At 64.8% G+C, this 15,083-nt stretch carries 11 protein-coding genes; 8 read left to right on the forward strand and 3 right to left on the reverse strand.

Features of this window, described 5'->3' with window-relative positions:
- Window positions 1-126: 126 nt before the first annotated feature.
- Window positions 127-927, reverse strand: a complete 801-nt coding sequence (locus UNPA324_RS24855) for an SDR family NAD(P)-dependent oxidoreductase (RefSeq protein WP_128916834.1) — start codon at window positions 925-927, stop codon at window positions 127-129.
- A gap of 255 nt (window positions 928-1,182) precedes the next feature.
- Here UNPA324_RS24855 and UNPA324_RS24860 point away from each other — a divergent pair, with 255 nt between their 5' ends.
- Genes UNPA324_RS24860 through cyoD form a run of 4 tightly spaced genes read left to right on the forward strand, consistent with a single transcriptional unit; the run spans window position 1,183 to window position 5,024 of the window.
- Entirely contained in the window at window positions 1,183-2,016 is an 834-nt protein-coding gene (locus tag UNPA324_RS24860) for a cytochrome ubiquinol oxidase subunit II family protein (RefSeq protein WP_141936442.1), read from the forward strand.
- Window positions 2,006-4,006, forward strand: a complete 2,001-nt coding sequence (gene cyoB, locus UNPA324_RS24865) for a cytochrome o ubiquinol oxidase subunit I (protein ID WP_141939017.1) — start codon at window positions 2,006-2,008, stop codon at window positions 4,004-4,006. The genes UNPA324_RS24860 and cyoB overlap by 11 nt, the downstream gene beginning before the upstream one ends.
- On the forward strand, window positions 4,006-4,647 hold the full coding sequence (locus UNPA324_RS24870; protein WP_141936444.1) for a cytochrome (ubi)quinol oxidase subunit III: 642 nt from the start codon (window positions 4,006-4,008) through the stop codon (window positions 4,645-4,647). The genes cyoB and UNPA324_RS24870 overlap by 1 nt, the downstream gene beginning before the upstream one ends.
- Complete coding sequence (cyoD, locus tag UNPA324_RS24875) at window positions 4,644-5,024, forward strand: cytochrome o ubiquinol oxidase subunit IV (RefSeq protein ID WP_141936446.1); 381 nt, start codon at window positions 4,644-4,646, stop codon at window positions 5,022-5,024. The genes UNPA324_RS24870 and cyoD overlap by 4 nt, the downstream gene beginning before the upstream one ends.
- A 227-nt stretch (window positions 5,025-5,251) precedes the next feature.
- Here cyoD and UNPA324_RS24880 read toward each other — a convergent pair whose 3' ends face one another.
- Window positions 5,252-6,040, reverse strand: coding sequence for a thermonuclease family protein (locus UNPA324_RS24880; protein WP_128916838.1), 789 nt, complete (start codon window positions 6,038-6,040; stop codon window positions 5,252-5,254).
- Between the two features lie 200 nt (window positions 6,041-6,240).
- On the opposite strand from UNPA324_RS24880, the gene UNPA324_RS24885 reads away from it, so the two are divergent.
- The 4 genes from UNPA324_RS24885 (at window position 6,241) to UNPA324_RS24900 (ending at window position 11,387) form a co-directional block, all read left to right on the forward strand.
- Window positions 6,241-7,839, forward strand: coding sequence for a GMC family oxidoreductase (locus UNPA324_RS24885; RefSeq protein ID WP_141936449.1), 1,599 nt, complete (start codon window positions 6,241-6,243; stop codon window positions 7,837-7,839).
- A 195-nt stretch (window positions 7,840-8,034) separates the two neighbouring features.
- On the forward strand, window positions 8,035-8,484 hold the full coding sequence (locus UNPA324_RS24890) for a hypothetical protein (protein WP_141936452.1): 450 nt from the start codon (window positions 8,035-8,037) through the stop codon (window positions 8,482-8,484).
- A gap of 93 nt (window positions 8,485-8,577) precedes the next feature.
- Entirely contained in the window at window positions 8,578-9,597 is a 1,020-nt protein-coding gene (locus tag UNPA324_RS24895) for a S1C family serine protease (protein ID WP_128916841.1), read from the forward strand.
- Between the two features lie 59 nt (window positions 9,598-9,656).
- The gene (locus tag UNPA324_RS24900; protein WP_128916842.1) at window positions 9,657-11,387 is read left to right on the forward strand and encodes an FAD-dependent oxidoreductase; all 1,731 of its coding nucleotides are present in this window, start codon (window positions 9,657-9,659) and stop codon (window positions 11,385-11,387) included.
- 194 nt (window positions 11,388-11,581) lie between these two features.
- On the opposite strand, the gene UNPA324_RS24905 is transcribed toward UNPA324_RS24900, so the two are convergent.
- Complete coding sequence (locus UNPA324_RS24905; protein WP_141936454.1) at window positions 11,582-15,058, reverse strand: indolepyruvate ferredoxin oxidoreductase family protein; 3,477 nt, start codon at window positions 15,056-15,058, stop codon at window positions 11,582-11,584.
- Between the last annotated feature and the right edge of the window lie 25 nt (window positions 15,059-15,083).

The following is a 15,083-nucleotide window of genomic DNA, read 5'->3' on the forward strand; positions in this document are numbered from 1 at the left end:
GGTGAGGGGGACTCTCCGCGAGTCCGTCTGTCACCGTCCTTGTGGAGACTCCCCCTCACCCCTGCCCTCTCAGCGCGAGAGAAGCTCGTCGCGGCTCGCGCAAGCGGGGCGAGGCAGAAGACCGATCTACCCCCGTCTCACGCTCGCCCCACCATCCACCGGCAGCGTCACGCCGGTGATGAAGCCCGCTTCATCCGACGCGAGGAACAGCGCGGCGTTGGCGACGTCCCACCCCGTTCCCATTTTCTTGCGCAGCGGCACCTTGCTGTCGCGTTCGGCTTCGACCTCGGCGCGGGTCTTGTGCCATTCGCGGGCGCGGGTATCGACGGCCATGGGTGTGTTCATCAGGCCCGGCAGGATGACATTGGCGCGGATGCCGTATTCGGCGTTCTGGTAGGCGAGCTGCTCGGTGAATGCAATCATAGCCGACTTCGTCGCCTTGTAGGCGACATAGGGATAGGTCGTGATCGCCGCCATCGAGGAGATGTTGATGATGGCGCCGCTTCGTTGCGCGCGCATGATCGGGATCACTTCTTTCGCGGCGAGAATGCAGCTCTTCAGATTGATGGCGACGACGCGATCGAACGCCTCTTCGGTCAGTTGCAGCAATTCGGCATCGCCGCCGGAGAGGCTGACGCCGACATTGTTGTGCAGCACGTCGATCCGACCCCAGCGCGACTGCGCATCCTCAACCATCGCCTTGATGTCGGCCGATTTGGTCACATCGGCTTTGAAGGCCGCGGCGGCTCCTTGCTTTGCGGTGATCATCGCAACCGTTTCCTGCGCCGATTCCAGATGATGATCGACACACAAGACCTTCGCGCCCTCGCGCGCGAAGGTCAGCGCAGTCGCGCGGCCGTTGCCCATGCCTTCGCCGGGGCTCTGGCCGGCGCCGACGACGACCGCAACCTTGTCCTTCAAGCGCATCTCATTTCACTCCCGGGCTCGAGTCCTGTTTATCCCCTTATTTTCGTGCAGATTAGCAATGACCCCGAGCGGAGAGAAGGGCGCCGCTCCTGCGTTCATGTCATTGACATTACATGGAATTGCATGATGCGGCCGGCCCACCGCGCATAGCTGACCCCAGCCGTTCGGAACCGTTCCGAGGTCGCGGCGTTTGTTGCGGAGCCTTTCGCACGCTAGGCTCCGTCCCGGGGCTTCCCAACCGCCAGTGGCTTGCCGATGAATCTGCTCGATCCGCAAGGACCCGTGGCTGCGGCCAACAGCACCATTCTGGTCGATTCCGTCTTCATCATGCTCGTGATCGTGGTGCCGACCATCGTCGCGATTCTGGCCTTTGCGTTCTGGTTTCGCGCCTCCAACACCAAGGCGCGCTACCAGCCTGACTTCGTCTATTCCGGCCGCGTCGAGATGGTGGTGTGGTCGATCCCGGCGCTCACCGTCATCCTGCTTGGCGGCGTTGCCTGGATCGGCTCGCACCAGCTCGACCCCGCAGCACCCGTACCGGGCACCGGCAGTCCGGTGCGGATCCAGGCCGTCTCGCTCGACTGGAAATGGTTGTTCATCTATCCGGACCAACGCATCGCCACCGTCAACACGCTGACGGTGCCGGCCGGCGCCGAGCTGAATTTCCAGCTGACGTCGTCGAGCGTGATGAACACGTTCTTCATCCCGCAGCTCGGCAGCATGATCTACACCATGAACGGCATGGTGACGAAGCTGAACCTGCGCGCCGACAATGAAGGCAAGCTGCAGGGATTGTCGGCGCATTTTTCCGGCGATGGCTTTCCCGACATGATGTTCGACGTCAACGTGATCTCGCCGCTCGCCTTTCCCGATTGGGTCGCGTCCATTGCGAAGACGGACGCGGTGCTGAACGAGGAGAGCTACAAAAAGCTGATGCAGCAGGGCATCGAGAAGGGCAGGCCGGCCTATCGGCTCGACGACCCGCGCCTGTTCGATTTGATCGCAACCCAGCACATTCCGCCGGGGCCGGGTCCGGAGCTGATCTCCGATGCCGGCCGTCCGCACAGTGGAGGCCATGATGCTCGGTAAGCTCGACTGGTCCGCCGTTCCGTTCGATCAGCCGATCCCACTCATCGCAGGCGCGATCGTGCTGGTTGCGATCCTCGGCGTGCTGGTCTGGGTCGTGGCGAAGGGCCATCTGCCCTATCTCTGGCACGAATGGATCACCAGCGTCGATCACAAGCGGATCGGCGTGATGTACATCCTGCTCGCATCGGTGATGCTGCTGCGCGGCGGCAGCGACGCCGTCATGATGCGGATCCAGCAGGCGGTCGCCTATCAGTCGCAGGGCTATCTGCCGCCGGAGCATTACAACCAGATCTTCTCGGCGCACGGCACCATCATGATCTTCTTCGTGGCCATGCCGTTCGTGATCGGGCTGATGAACCTCGTCGTGCCGCTTCAGCTCGGCGTGCGCGACGTCGCGTTCCCGACGCTCAATTCGGTCGGCTTCTGGCTGACGGCGACCGGCGCGTTGCTGGTCAACATCTCGCTCGTGGTCGGCGAGTTCGCGCGCACCGGCTGGCTCGCCTTTCCGCCGCTGTCGGAATTGTCCTATTCCCCCGGCGTCGGCGTCGATTACTACGCGTGGTCGCTACAGATCTCCGGGGTCGGCACGCTGGTCGCCGGTATCAATCTCGTCACGACGGTGCTGAAGCTGCGCACCAAGGGCATGAACTACCTGCGCATGCCGATGTTCTGCTGGACCACGCTCGCCTCGAACCTGCTCATCGTCGCGGCCTTTCCGATCCTCACCGCGACGCTCGCGATGCTGTTGCTCGACCGCTATCTCGGTTTCCATTTCTTCACCAACGAGGCCGGCGGCAACGTCATGATGTTCATGAACCTGATCTGGGCCTGGGGCCACCCAGAGGTCTACATTCTGGTGCTGCCCGCCTTCGGCATCTTCTCGGAGGTGGTCTCGACCTTCTCCCACAAGGCGTTGTTCGGCTATCGCTCCATGGTGCTGGCGACCATGGCGATCTGCGTCATCTCCTTCATGGTCTGGCTGCATCATTTCTTCACGATGGGCGCGGGGCCCGATGTCAACGCCATCTTCGGCATCGCCAGCATGATCATCGCGGTGCCCACGGGCGTGAAAATCTACAATTGGCTGTTCACGATGTATGGCGGCCGGATCCGTTTCGCGGCGCCGATGCTGTGGGCGGTCGGCTTCATGGTCACCTTCATCGTCGGTGGATTGACGGGCGTTCTGCTCGCGGTGCCGCCGGCCGACTTCATGCTTCACAACAGCATGTTCCTGGTGGCGCATTTCCACAACGTCATCATCGGCGGCGTGTTGTTCGGCGCCTTCGCCGGCTTCGAATACTGGTTTCCGAAGGCGTTCGGTTTCCGCCTCGACGAACGCTGGGGCAAGGCTGCGTTCTGGTTCACCATCCTCGGCTTCTTCATCACCTTCGTCCCGCTCTACGTCGCCGGCATGCTCGGCATGACGCGGCGGATGCAGCACTATGATGTCGCCTCGTGGCGGCCCTGGATGATCGTTGCAGCGGTCGGCATGGCCGTGTTGACGATTGGCGTGGTCTGCCAGATCGTGCAGCTCGTGGTCAGCATCCGCAATCGCGAGGCGCTGCGCGACCGCACCGGCGATCCCTGGGACGGCCGCTCGCTGGAATGGGCGACCTCGTCGCCGCCACCGGTGTTCAATTTCGCCTTCAATCCCGATGTGCGCGGGGAGGACGCCTATTGGGACATGAAGGTCCATGCCCAGCAGCAATCGCTCCAGCGCGACGGGCCGGAGTACCAGGACATCGAGATGCCTCGGAACTCCCCGACCGGCTTCGTCTGCGCGTTCTTCGCCACCATCATGGGCTTTGCGCTGATCTGGCATATCTGGTGGATGGTGATTTTGGGGGGGCTCGGCGCGTTTGCGACCTTCGTCGTGTTCGCCTGGCGCGACCATGACGAATACGTCATTCCGGCCGAAGAAGTCGCAGCGATAGACGGTATCAATCTCGAGGAGCGACGCAGCCTCGTCAGCATGGCGGGGACAGTCTGATGGCGATGACCGCGACCGTCGGCCATGCCCATGCCGATCCCCATCACATCGGGCTCGTGATCGAGCATCCCGGACCCGCGCCGAAGCGGATCGTGACCGCCTACGGCTTCTGGGTCTTCCTGCTCTCCGACATCGTGATGTTCTCCTGCTTCTTCGCTGCCTATGCGGTGCTTTCAGGCCAGACCGCCGGCGGCCCGAAGGGCTCGGAGATTTTCGAGCAGAGGAACGTGGCGATCGAAACGGTCTGCCTGCTGCTGTCGAGCTTCACCTGCGGCATGGCCAGCATTGCCGCCGATATGCGCAACCGGTTCTGGTTCTATCTCGGCATGGCGGTGACCTGTGTGCTCGGGCTGATCTTCCTCGCCATCGAGTTCCGCGAATTCGCCGACCTCGTCGCGCGCGGCTATGGCCCGTCCCGCAGCGCATTCCTGACCGCGTTCTTCTCGCTGGTCGGCTGCCATGGTCTGCATGTCTCGGCCGGTGTGCTGTGGCTGCTCACCATGATGGCCCAGGTCTTCGCCAAGGGCTTTCGCGCCGATGTCCTGCGCCGGATGATGTGCTTTGCGTTGTTCTGGCACGCGCTCGATATCATCTGGGTCGGTGTGTTCTCAGTCGTCTACCTGCTTGGGAGCGGTGCATGAGCGATCAGTCGCACATCGGACATGACCTCGCACCGGGCGAGGAAGAGCAACACAGTGTGGGAACCCGCATTCTTGGTTACATCGTCGGGCTCGCGCTCGCGCTGCTGCTCACGGCAACATCGTTCTTCATCGCCGGCACCGACCTGGTCTGGCAGCCGTCCATCCCCGTTGCGTTGATCGTGCTGGCGATCGCGCAGATGGGAGTGCACCTGGTGTTCTTCCTCCACATCACGACCGGACCCGACAACACCAACAACCTGCTGGCGCTGGCCTTCGGACTGCTGGTGGTCTTCCTGGTGGTCGGCGGCACGGTCTGGATCATGGCGCATCTGAACGCCAATATGCCGCCGATGGACCAGATCATGATGCGGCAGTAGCGCGAGAGGGCAGAGCCGCCCAAAAAAGAAGAGCCGCTTGTTGTGACAAGCGGCCCAAGTCTAGGGAGGAAACGCCCAAGCAAAGACAATCCGATGAGGATCGTCTGCCAAGGAAACGCTCGCGCAAGCGCTTGCGTACGTTAATAAGTGCAACAACTCGCGAAGGAGTTCAATTCCGGATCAATACGGACCCGGACTACTACTCACGGCTGCGTGAACAACTTTGTTCACTTCGGCCGGCGGCAATTATAAGCCTTGCGGAAGCCAGCGGCCTGGGCGTCGTCCTCAGAGCAGAACCAGCGGTCCGGCTTGGTGGTCGCCGGGTAGCTCGGGCAACCCCGCAAATGATAGATGCCGATATTGCCGGTGACGCGCGCGCGCACCGCAAGCTTGCCCTTGATGCTGCAACTCGGCGGCATCGTCAGCTCCTCGGGGAACAGCACGGCGCGAATTTCCTTCTCCCGGTCCTGGCGGCAGGCCGCGCCCAGGAGTGTGCCGTCCTTCTTGCCGCCGCGGAAGTCTTGCGGTGCAACAAAGCAGCCCTTCCAGATTCCGGCCGAGGCCGTCTTGGCTTCGGACGCCGCCGGCTTGACGTTCGCCTTGATCGGCTCCCGTGCGACGGCAAAACCGAGCTTGACGAGCTGTTCGTTCAAGGATGCCTTGTCGCCCTCGGCCGTGCAGATGGCCCGGTGCCGCTTGCCAAAGGTTTTCTCCGGCCCGACATCGTCACAGCGCACGGAGCGTTTGTTGATGAGCTTCGCCAGCTGGTCGCGCGCCTCGATGCCGCAGGTCCAAGGATCGGCGTGATCGTCGATACAGACTTGGTCCAGCTCCGGCGCGTCGACGCCGTCGAGCCGGTAGGTGACGTCGCCGAGCTGGATGGAATTGCCGTCGCGGACGGTCGCGGCGGCGGTTAGCGCGGAGGCCGGCTCGGACGCCGCCAGGAATCCCGACAAGGCAAAGAAACAAAGAAGCGAAAACGCGCGGACGGCGGCAAAGGTATTTCGGAAGGACATAAGGTCTCGCTATCGATTGCTCGGTCGCCCGTTCCTAGCATCCGGATGTGGCGATACCAATGGTCTGCACCCTGCGAAGTGCGACATTCCGGCCTCGCGGCTTTACTCCCCGCCCGCTCTGACCCTATCGTTCTCGGGCCTTGCGAATGGTGCAGGCCGAATCGCCCGGAAAGCGGCGAGGGCGGGAGGAAAAGGTTGCGATGAAAGACCCCGTGGACGTCCTGATCATCGGCGCCGGCGCTTCGGGCGCGGCGGTGGCGTGGTCGCTGGCCGAGACCAAGATGCACATTCTCTGCCTGGAGCAGGGCGGCTGGATGAACCCGGCGGAATATCCGAGCACGGGCCGGGACTGGGAGGCCAAGTTCTACGGCGAGTGGTCGTCGAGTCCGAATATTCGCGGCCGGCCCGAGGACTATCCTGTTAACGACGACAATTCGCCGATCAAGGTCGTCAACTACAACGCGGTCGGTGGCTCGACGGTGATGTACACCGCGCATTGGCCACGGCTGCATCCCTCCGATTTCAAGGTGAAGACGCTGGACGGCGTCGCCGACGACTGGCCGATCGATTACGACGCGCTGACCCCGTTCTTCGAGGAGAACGACCGCATGATGGGCACGTCGGGGCTATCAGGCGATCCGCTCTCGCCGCTGACGCATCCGCCGATGCCGCAGCAGCCGCTCGGCCTGTCCGGCGCCATCATCGGCAAGGCCATGAACGAGCTCGGCTGGCACTGGTGGCCGTCGGACACCACGGTCGCGACGATGGACTATGAGGGGCGGGCACGCTGCATCAATCTCGGCCATTGCACGCCGGCCTGCGCGCAAGGAGCAAAGTCGTCCACCGACATCACCTATTGGCCCCATGCGATCCGCGCCGGCGTCGAGCTGCGCACCCATTGCCGGGTGCGCGAGATCACCACCGACGAGAACGGCATGGCCTCGGGCGTGGTCTATTACGACAAGGACGGTGTCGAGCAATTCCAGCCCGCGCACGTCGTCATCATCGCCTGCAACGGTGTCGGCACGCCCCGCCTGCTGCTCAACTCGAAATCCAACCGTTTCCCCAACGGCCTTGCCAATTCGTCGGGTCTCGTCGGCAAGAACCTGATGTTCCACCCTTACGCGCAGATCTACGGCTATGTGAAGGAGCCGACCGACTCCAACCGCGCGCCGCCGACCTGCCTCTGGAGCAAGCAATGGTACGACACCGACCCGTCGCGCGGCTTCGTGCGCGGCTACGGCGTGCAGTTCGTGCGCGGCGCAGGTCCCGTGTTCGAGGCCGTCGTCAGCGAGCAAAAGGGCATCTTGCCCTGGGGCGAGGATCATCACCGCGTCTTCCGCAAGCTCAACGGCCATCGGCTGGGTTTCTCTGCGATCTGCGAGGATCTGCCGGAGGAGCATAATCAGGTCACGCTCGATCCCGTCCTGAAGGATAGCCACGGCATTCCCGCGCCGAAGATCGACTACACGATCAGCGAGAACAGCCGAAAAATGATGGAGCACGCACTTGCCCGCGGGCGGGAAGTTCTCGAGACCGCCGGTGCGACCGATATCTGCATCAACTCGCCGATCCCCTGGGGCGGTTGGCATCTGCTCGGCACCGCGCGGATGGGCACTGACCCCGAGCGCTCCGTGGTCAACGAATGGGGCCGCGCGCACGACGTCAAGAACCTCTTCATCGTCGACGGCAGCATCTTCGTCACGTCGGGCGGCGTGAACCCGACCTCCACCATCCAGGCCCTCGCGCTCTACATCGCCGACCAGATTAAGCAGCGCCTCGCCAATTTGTTCGACTGAGAATGATGACGGCCAGACCTAACCGCGCACTCGGTGCACCTCTCCCGCTTGCGGGAGAGGTCGGCACGCAGTGCCGGGTGAGGGTTCTCTCCTCTGGGGGAGCCCCTCTGTGGAGACACCCACTCCCCAACCCTCCCCCGCAAGCGGGGGAGGGAGCGCACTTTCATCGCTGCGCGAGCTTCAGAAGAGGACACCATGACTGATCAACTCTCCCTCTCGCCGCGGCAGCGCGACGACCTCCGCACCGTCGCCGGGATGATCGTTCCCGCCAGCGCCGAGTACGGGGTGCCGGGCGCCGACGATCCCACGATCCAGGCCGACATCCTCGCGACGCTCGGCCGTGATGGCAAATTGGTGGCGACGGCGCTGGATCATCTGGCGCGCCTCGCAGGAAGGCCGCTTGCCGAGCTCGATGCCAAGGGGCGCGATGCGGCGGCGCAGGAGTTTCGCGGGGCTGGCGGCGCGCCCGCCGCGACGCTCGTCCGCGTCGTCCTGCAATGCTACTACCGCGACGACCGCGTGTTGCGCTCGCTCGGGCTGGAGCTGCGCGCGCCGTTCCCGAAGGGCCACGTGCTGCCGGATGGCGACTGGTCGCTGCTCGATCCGGTCAAGGCGCGAGGCGGCTCGCTGAGGCGGGCGCCCTAGCCATCTGGGCAGTCCAGCCCTGCGCGGCCGGGCGGGCATCTTGCGCGGCGGGGAGCAGGCCACCATCTGTGTGAGCCTTCAAGGACTTTTGCCATGCTGGATTTCACTTCAGACATCGCCGATGACGCACCGTCATCGCGAACAACCCCGTCTGTCCCGGTCGATGACCGGGCGCTGCTGGACGCCTATTCCAATGCCGTGATCGACGTGACCGACCGCGTCGGCCCTGCGGTCGTGCGGGTCGAGACCGGGCCAAAGGTGCCGAACGGCCGCGAACGCGGCGGGCTCGGCTCGGGCATCGTGATCTCGCCGGACGGGCTCGTCCTGACCAACAGCCACGTGGTCGGCACGTCGAAGCAGATCCGGTTGCGCGACGTCGAGGGCCATGTCGGCGAGGCCCAGGTGCTTGGCGTCGACGCCGATACCGACCTTGCGCTGCTGCGCGCCAACGGCGTGCGCCATTTGCCCTATGCCGCGCTCGGCAACTCCAAGACGTTGCGGCGCGGCCAGCTCGTGATTGCGATCGGCAATCCGCTCGGCTTCGAATCGACCGTGACCGCCGGCGTGGTCTCGGCGCTCGGACGCTCGATCCGCTCGGTCAGCGGCCGCACCATCGAGGACGTGATCCAGACCGATGCCGCGCTCAATCCCGGCAATTCCGGCGGCCCGCTGGTGTCGTCGCATGCCGAGGTGATCGGCATCAACACCGCCATCATCAACGGCGCGCAGGGCATCTGCTTCGCGGTCGCCAGCAACACCGCGCAGTTCGTGCTGTCGGAGATCATCCGCCACGGCTATGTCCGCCGCGCCTATATCGGCGTCGCCGGACAGACCGCGCCGGTGCCGCGGCGGCACGCGGTCGTGGCCGGCGTCGAGAACAAGATGGGCGCGCTTTTGATGCAGATCGAGCCGGACGGCCCGGCGGCGAAGGCCGGCTTGCTTCCCGGAGACGTCGTGATCAGGCTCGACGGCGTCGAGATCAACGGCGTCGACGATCTGATCCGCGTGCTCGACCGCGACCGGATCGGCCGGCGGCTCGCCATGGACGTGCTGCGGCTCGGCCGGCTGCGGGCGATCGACATCGACCCGATCGAACGGAAGCCTGCCCGCTAGCGCCGGACGGGTGAGGCGAGGTATGACGGTGTCATGCCTCGCCTTCGGACACTCGCCGCATGATGCCGGCGCAAGAGACCTACGATGTCATCGTCATCGGCGCCGGAGCCGGCGGTATGACGGCCGCGGCGGTCGCTGCCGCCGAAGGTCTGCGCGTGTTGGTGATCGAGAAGACCGCGTTCGTCGGCGGCACCACGGCCTGGTCCGACGGCATGGTCTGGATCCCTGCCAATGCCAAAATGAAGGATGCTGGGCTCTCCGATAGTGTCGCGGATGCCGTCCAATATCTGTCGAGCACGGTGCCCGAGCGCGCCAATGCCAGCCTGCGCGCTGCCTTTCTCGCGCGCGGGCCCGAGGCGATCGCCTATCTCGAAGCCAACACCGAGGTTCGGCTCCAGCCGGTTAAGGCCTATCCGGACTATTATCCGGAGCGACTGGGCGCGACATCAGGCGGCCGCGTGCTGGAGCCGGTTGCTTTCGACGGCACGCGGCTGGGCGGGGCTTTTGCGAGATTACGGCCACCGCTGCCGGAGTTCACGCTGTTTGGCGGGATGATGGTCAATCGTTTCGACATTCCGCATTTGCGCAGAGTTGGAAAATCGCTGCGCTCGACCATGCGCGCGGCGCGGCTGGTCTCGGAATATGCGTTGCAGCGGCTGCAAAGCCCGCGTGGCACGACGCTGTATCTCGGCAACGCGCTTGCCGCGCGGCTGTATGCTTCGCTGCTGGCGCGGCAGGTTGAAGCTCTCTTCAGCACCGACGTCGAAGTTCTCTCGATGCAGGGTGATCGCGTCAGCGGCGTGGTGATCCGTCATGGATCCCGCGACCGGCCGATCGCGGCGCGCCGCGGCGTGGTGCTGGCGACCGGCGGCTTTTCGCACGACGCCGTGTTGCGCAAGCGTCTTTTTCCGGCCGCGGCTGGATTTGTCTCGGCGACCAACAGCTCCAGCACCGGCGACGGGCTGCGGCTGGCGGCGACGACTGGCGCCGCGCTCAACACGGACGCGACCAGTCCGGCCTATTGGGTGCCGGCCTCGTTGTTCCGCCGCGCCGACGGCAGCCGCGGCGTGTTCCCACACACCGTGACCGACCGCGCCAAGCCCGGAATGATCGCCGTCAACGCAGCGGGCCGGCGTTTCGTCAACGAGGCGCTGTCCTACCACGAGTTCGTGCTCGCCATGCTCCGTGATGGCAATGGCGAGCCGGACCGGCCGTTCTATCTGATCTGCGACCGCGCGTTCCTGTGGGCTTACGGCCTCGGCCGCATCAAGCCGCTCACGCGCCTCTATCGGCGCTATGTGGCGAGCGGTGAGTTGATCGAGGCGCCCGACATCGCGCAGCTCGCCGCCAGGATCGGCGTCAAGCCGTCCACGCTCACGGCGACGGTCGTGAACTACAACGCCGATGCAGAGGACGGCCGTGATCCCGAGTTCGGCCGCGGCAGCACCATCTATCAGCGCCACCTCGGCGATATCAGTCACAAGCCTAATCCCTGCGTCGCGCCGATCACGCGCGCGCCGTTCTTCGCGATGCGCATCCATCCGGCCGATCTCGGCACCGCGATCGGCATGAAAGTCGACGCGCAGGCCCGCGTGTTGCGCAAGGACGGCACGCCGATCGCCGGCCTCTATGCCTGCGGCAACGACATGGGCTCGATCATGAACGGGAATTGTCCGGGGCCGGGGATCACGTTAGGACCGGCGCTGACGTTTGGATATATCGCAGGACGGCATCTGGCAGAGGGAGGGGTGACACGCGAGACCGCTGCCGGCGTGTCGGCGTCGGTCTAGCCATCTCCACCGCTGTCATGCTCCGCGAAAGCGGGGCATCCAGTACGCCGCGGCCCATCCGTTCAACCACAACCGCCTCGGAGTACTGGATCGCCCGGTCAAGCCGGGCGATGACACCGAGTGTGTGGCGAGATTCTGGATTGCTTCGTCGCAAGGGCTCCTCGCAATGATGTGGAGAGAGCTGGCCCCAGTCTTTATTCCGCCGCCGCGGCAAAACGGCTGTTCTCAAGCTCTGCTTCCAGCCGCGACTTCTCGGCCGCCGCGAGCTTGACGTTGGCTTCCTTGACGTGGCCAAAGCCGCGGATCTTCTCCGGCACGCGGGCGAGCCGTGCCAGCAGCGGGATCTGCTCCGCCTTCAGCCCGGCGATCCGCTGGTCGATCATCGTCATATATTCCTCGAGCAGCCTCCGCTCGGTCCGGCGCTCCTCGGTGCGGCCGAACGGATCAAACGCGCTGCCGCGCAGGAATTTGAGCCTCGCGAGTACGCGGAAGGCATGGATCATCCAGCCGCCGAACTCCTGCTTCTGGAGCCGGCCCGTCCCCCTGTCGCGCTTGGCGAAGATCGGCGGCGCAAGGTGGTACTTCAGCGTGAAGTCGCCGTCGAATTTTTCGGACACCTTCTTCGCAAAGCTGCCGTCGGTGTAGAGCCGCGCGACCTCGTACTCGTCCTTGTAGGACATCAGCTTGAACAGGTTCTTTGCGACCGCCTCGGTCAGCTCCGTTGATGCGGGCGAGGCGGCATGCTCCGCCTTGCGCACCTTGGCGATGGCCGCGAGATAGCGGTCGGCATAGGCCTTGTCCTGATAGGAGGTCAGGAATTCGGCGCGCGTTGCGATGATGTCGTCGAGCGACTTGGTCGGCGCGGCGGCGCGGTTCTTGAACTGCAGCACGCTGCGCACCCGCGACATGTCGTGGGCGGCCAGGCGCCCCCAGGTGAAGGCGAGCTTGTTCATCTCGATCGCGGCGCCGTTGATCTCGATGGCGCGCAGCAGGGCCTCCAGCGATAGCGGGATCGCGCCCTTCTGGAAGGCGAAGCCGAGCATGAAAGGGTTGGTCGCGATACTGTCGCCCATCAGCGCCGCGGCAATGCCGGTGGCGTCGATGATGTCGAGGTTGTTGTCGCCGATTGCGTCGCGCAGCACGGTCTGCATCGTGCCCATCTCGAAGTCGAGATCGGGGTTTTGCACGAAGCTCGCGGTCGGCTGCAAATCGGCGTTGATATAGGCTTTCGTCACGCCGCGCTCGGCGCGGCTGAGGGCTGAGGGACCGGCCGAAACGATCATGTCGCAGCCGAGGATGACGTCGGCGCCGCCGGTGGTGATGCGGACGGCGGAGATGTCTTCCGGCTTCGGCGCGATGCGGACGTGGCTCATCACCGCGCCGTTCTTCTGCGACAGGCCGGTGAAGTCCAGCGCCGAGCAGCCGCGGCCGTCGACATGGGCAGCCATGCCGAGCAGGGCGCCGATGGTGATGACGCCGGTGCCGCCGATGCCGGTAACGAGGATGTTGTAGGGCCCATCAAGCTCACGCGCAGGCGGCAGCGGCAGATCGGCGAACAGCTGGCCGGAATCAACCGCCGAAGTTTTCATCCGCTTGAGCGTGCCGCCGTGCACGGTGACGAAGCTTGGACAGAACCCTTCGACGCAGGAAAAATCCTTGTTGCAGTTCGACTGGTCGATCTGGCGCTTGCGGCCGAACTCGGTCTCCAGCGGCTGCACCGAGACGCAGTTGGAAGCCTGCGAGCAATCGCCGCAGCCTTCGCAGACCAGCTCGTTGATGAAGGCGCGCTTGGCGGGATCGGGATAGAGCCCGCGCTTGCGGCGGCGGCGCTTCTCGGCGGCGCAGGTCTGGTCGTAGATGATGACGGTGAGGCCCTTGATGTCGCGCAGCTCGCGCTGCACGGCATCGAGCTCGCGGCGGTGATGGATGGTCGCGCCTTGCGGGAAGTAATTGCCTTGCGGGTACTTGCCCGGATCGTCGGAGACGATCGCGAGCCGCTTGACGCCCTCGGCCCAGACCTGATGCGCGATCTGGGCGACGTTGAAGGCGCCTTCGGCCGGCTGGCCGCCGGTCATCGCGACGGCGTCGTTGTAGAGGATCTTGTAGGTGATGCTGATGCCGGCGGCCGATGCCGCGCGAAGGGCGAGGAGGCCGGAATGGGTGTAAGTGCCGTCGCCGAGATTCTGGAAAATATGCTTCTCGCTCGTGAAGGGCGACTGGCCGATCCAGTTCACGCCCTCGGCGCCCATATGCGAGATCAGATCGGTGCGGCGGGTCGGCATGCTCAGGGCCATGCCGTGACAGCCGATGCCGGCCATGGCGCGGCTGCCTTCGGGCACGCGTGTCGAGGTGTTGTGCGGGCAGCCCGAGCAGAAGAACGGCGTGCGCGCGAGCTTGATCTGCGTGTTTATGGTGACGGGATGGTCGAAAGCCTCCAGCCGGGCGAGACGCTGCTCCAGCACCGGGCTGCGATGGCCGAGCTTGCGTAGCCGCGCCACCAATGCGCCCGCCACGATGGTCGGCGTCAACTCGCCTTCGCTCGGCAGCAGCGGCGCGCCGCTTTCGTCGCGCTTGCCCGTAATGGTCGGGCGCCTGGAGGCATCGATGTTGTAGAGGATGCGCATCAGCTGGTCTTCGATGAAGCCGCGCTTCTCCTCGACGACGAGAACGTCCTGTAAGCCTTCCGCAAAGCGCTTCGCGCCGCTTTCCTCCAGCGGCCAGGTCAGCGCGACCTTGTAGATGCGAAGGCCTAGATCCTGCGCGTCCTTGTCGGTGATGCCTAAGTCGGCCAGCGCCTGGCGCAGATCGAGATAGGCCTTGCCGGTCGCGACGATTCCGAGCCGTGCCGGCTTGGAATCGAGCACGATGCGGTCGAGCTGGTTGGCGCGGGCAAAGGCCTGCACGGCGGCCATCTTCGGGCCGAACAGGCGCCTCTCGGCCTCCAGCGGCGGATCCGGCCAGCGGATGTTGAGGCCGCCGGGCGGCATCTCGAAATCGTCGGGGAGCTTGATCTTGATGCGTTCAGGATCGCTATAGATCGAGGCCGAGCTCTCGACGGTCTCGCTGATCGCCTTGAAGCCGACCCAGCAGCCGGAGAAGCGCGACAGCGCGAAACCATAGAGGCCGAGATCGAGATAATCCTGCAGCGTTGCCGGATTGATCACCGGGATCAGCGCCGCCGCGAACACCTGCTCGCTCTGATGCGCCAGCGTCGAGGACTGGCAACCATGGTCGTCGCCGGCGAGCGCGAGCACGCCGCCGTTGAGCGCGGTGCCGGCCGCATTGGCGTGCTTGAGCGCATCGACCGAGCGGTCGACGCCGGGGCCCTTGCCGTACCAGATGCCGAACACGCCATCGACCTTGGCGCCGGGAAACAGGCCGACCTGCTGGCTGCCCCAGACCGCGGTTGCCGCCAGGTCCTCGTTCAGTCCGGGGACGAAGGCGATGTCGTGCTGCGCGAGGCGGGATTTCGCGCGCCACAGCGCGTGGTCGTACATGCCGAGCGGGGAGCCGCGATAGCCCGAGATGAAGCCGCCGGTGTTGAGCCCCTGGAGCCGGTCGCGTTCGCGCTGCAACATGGGCAGACGGACCAGTGCCTGTGTGCCGGACAGAAAGATCCGCTTCGATTCGAGCCGGTATTTGTCATCCAGCTCGACCTGCAACAGCGTCATTTCGGAAGTCCTCGGCTCTTGGTTC

Source organism: Bradyrhizobium sp. UNPA324, from assembly GCF_006658635.1.
In the GTDB taxonomy this organism is placed as follows: Bacteria; Pseudomonadota; Alphaproteobacteria; order Rhizobiales; family Xanthobacteraceae; genus Bradyrhizobium; species Bradyrhizobium nanningense.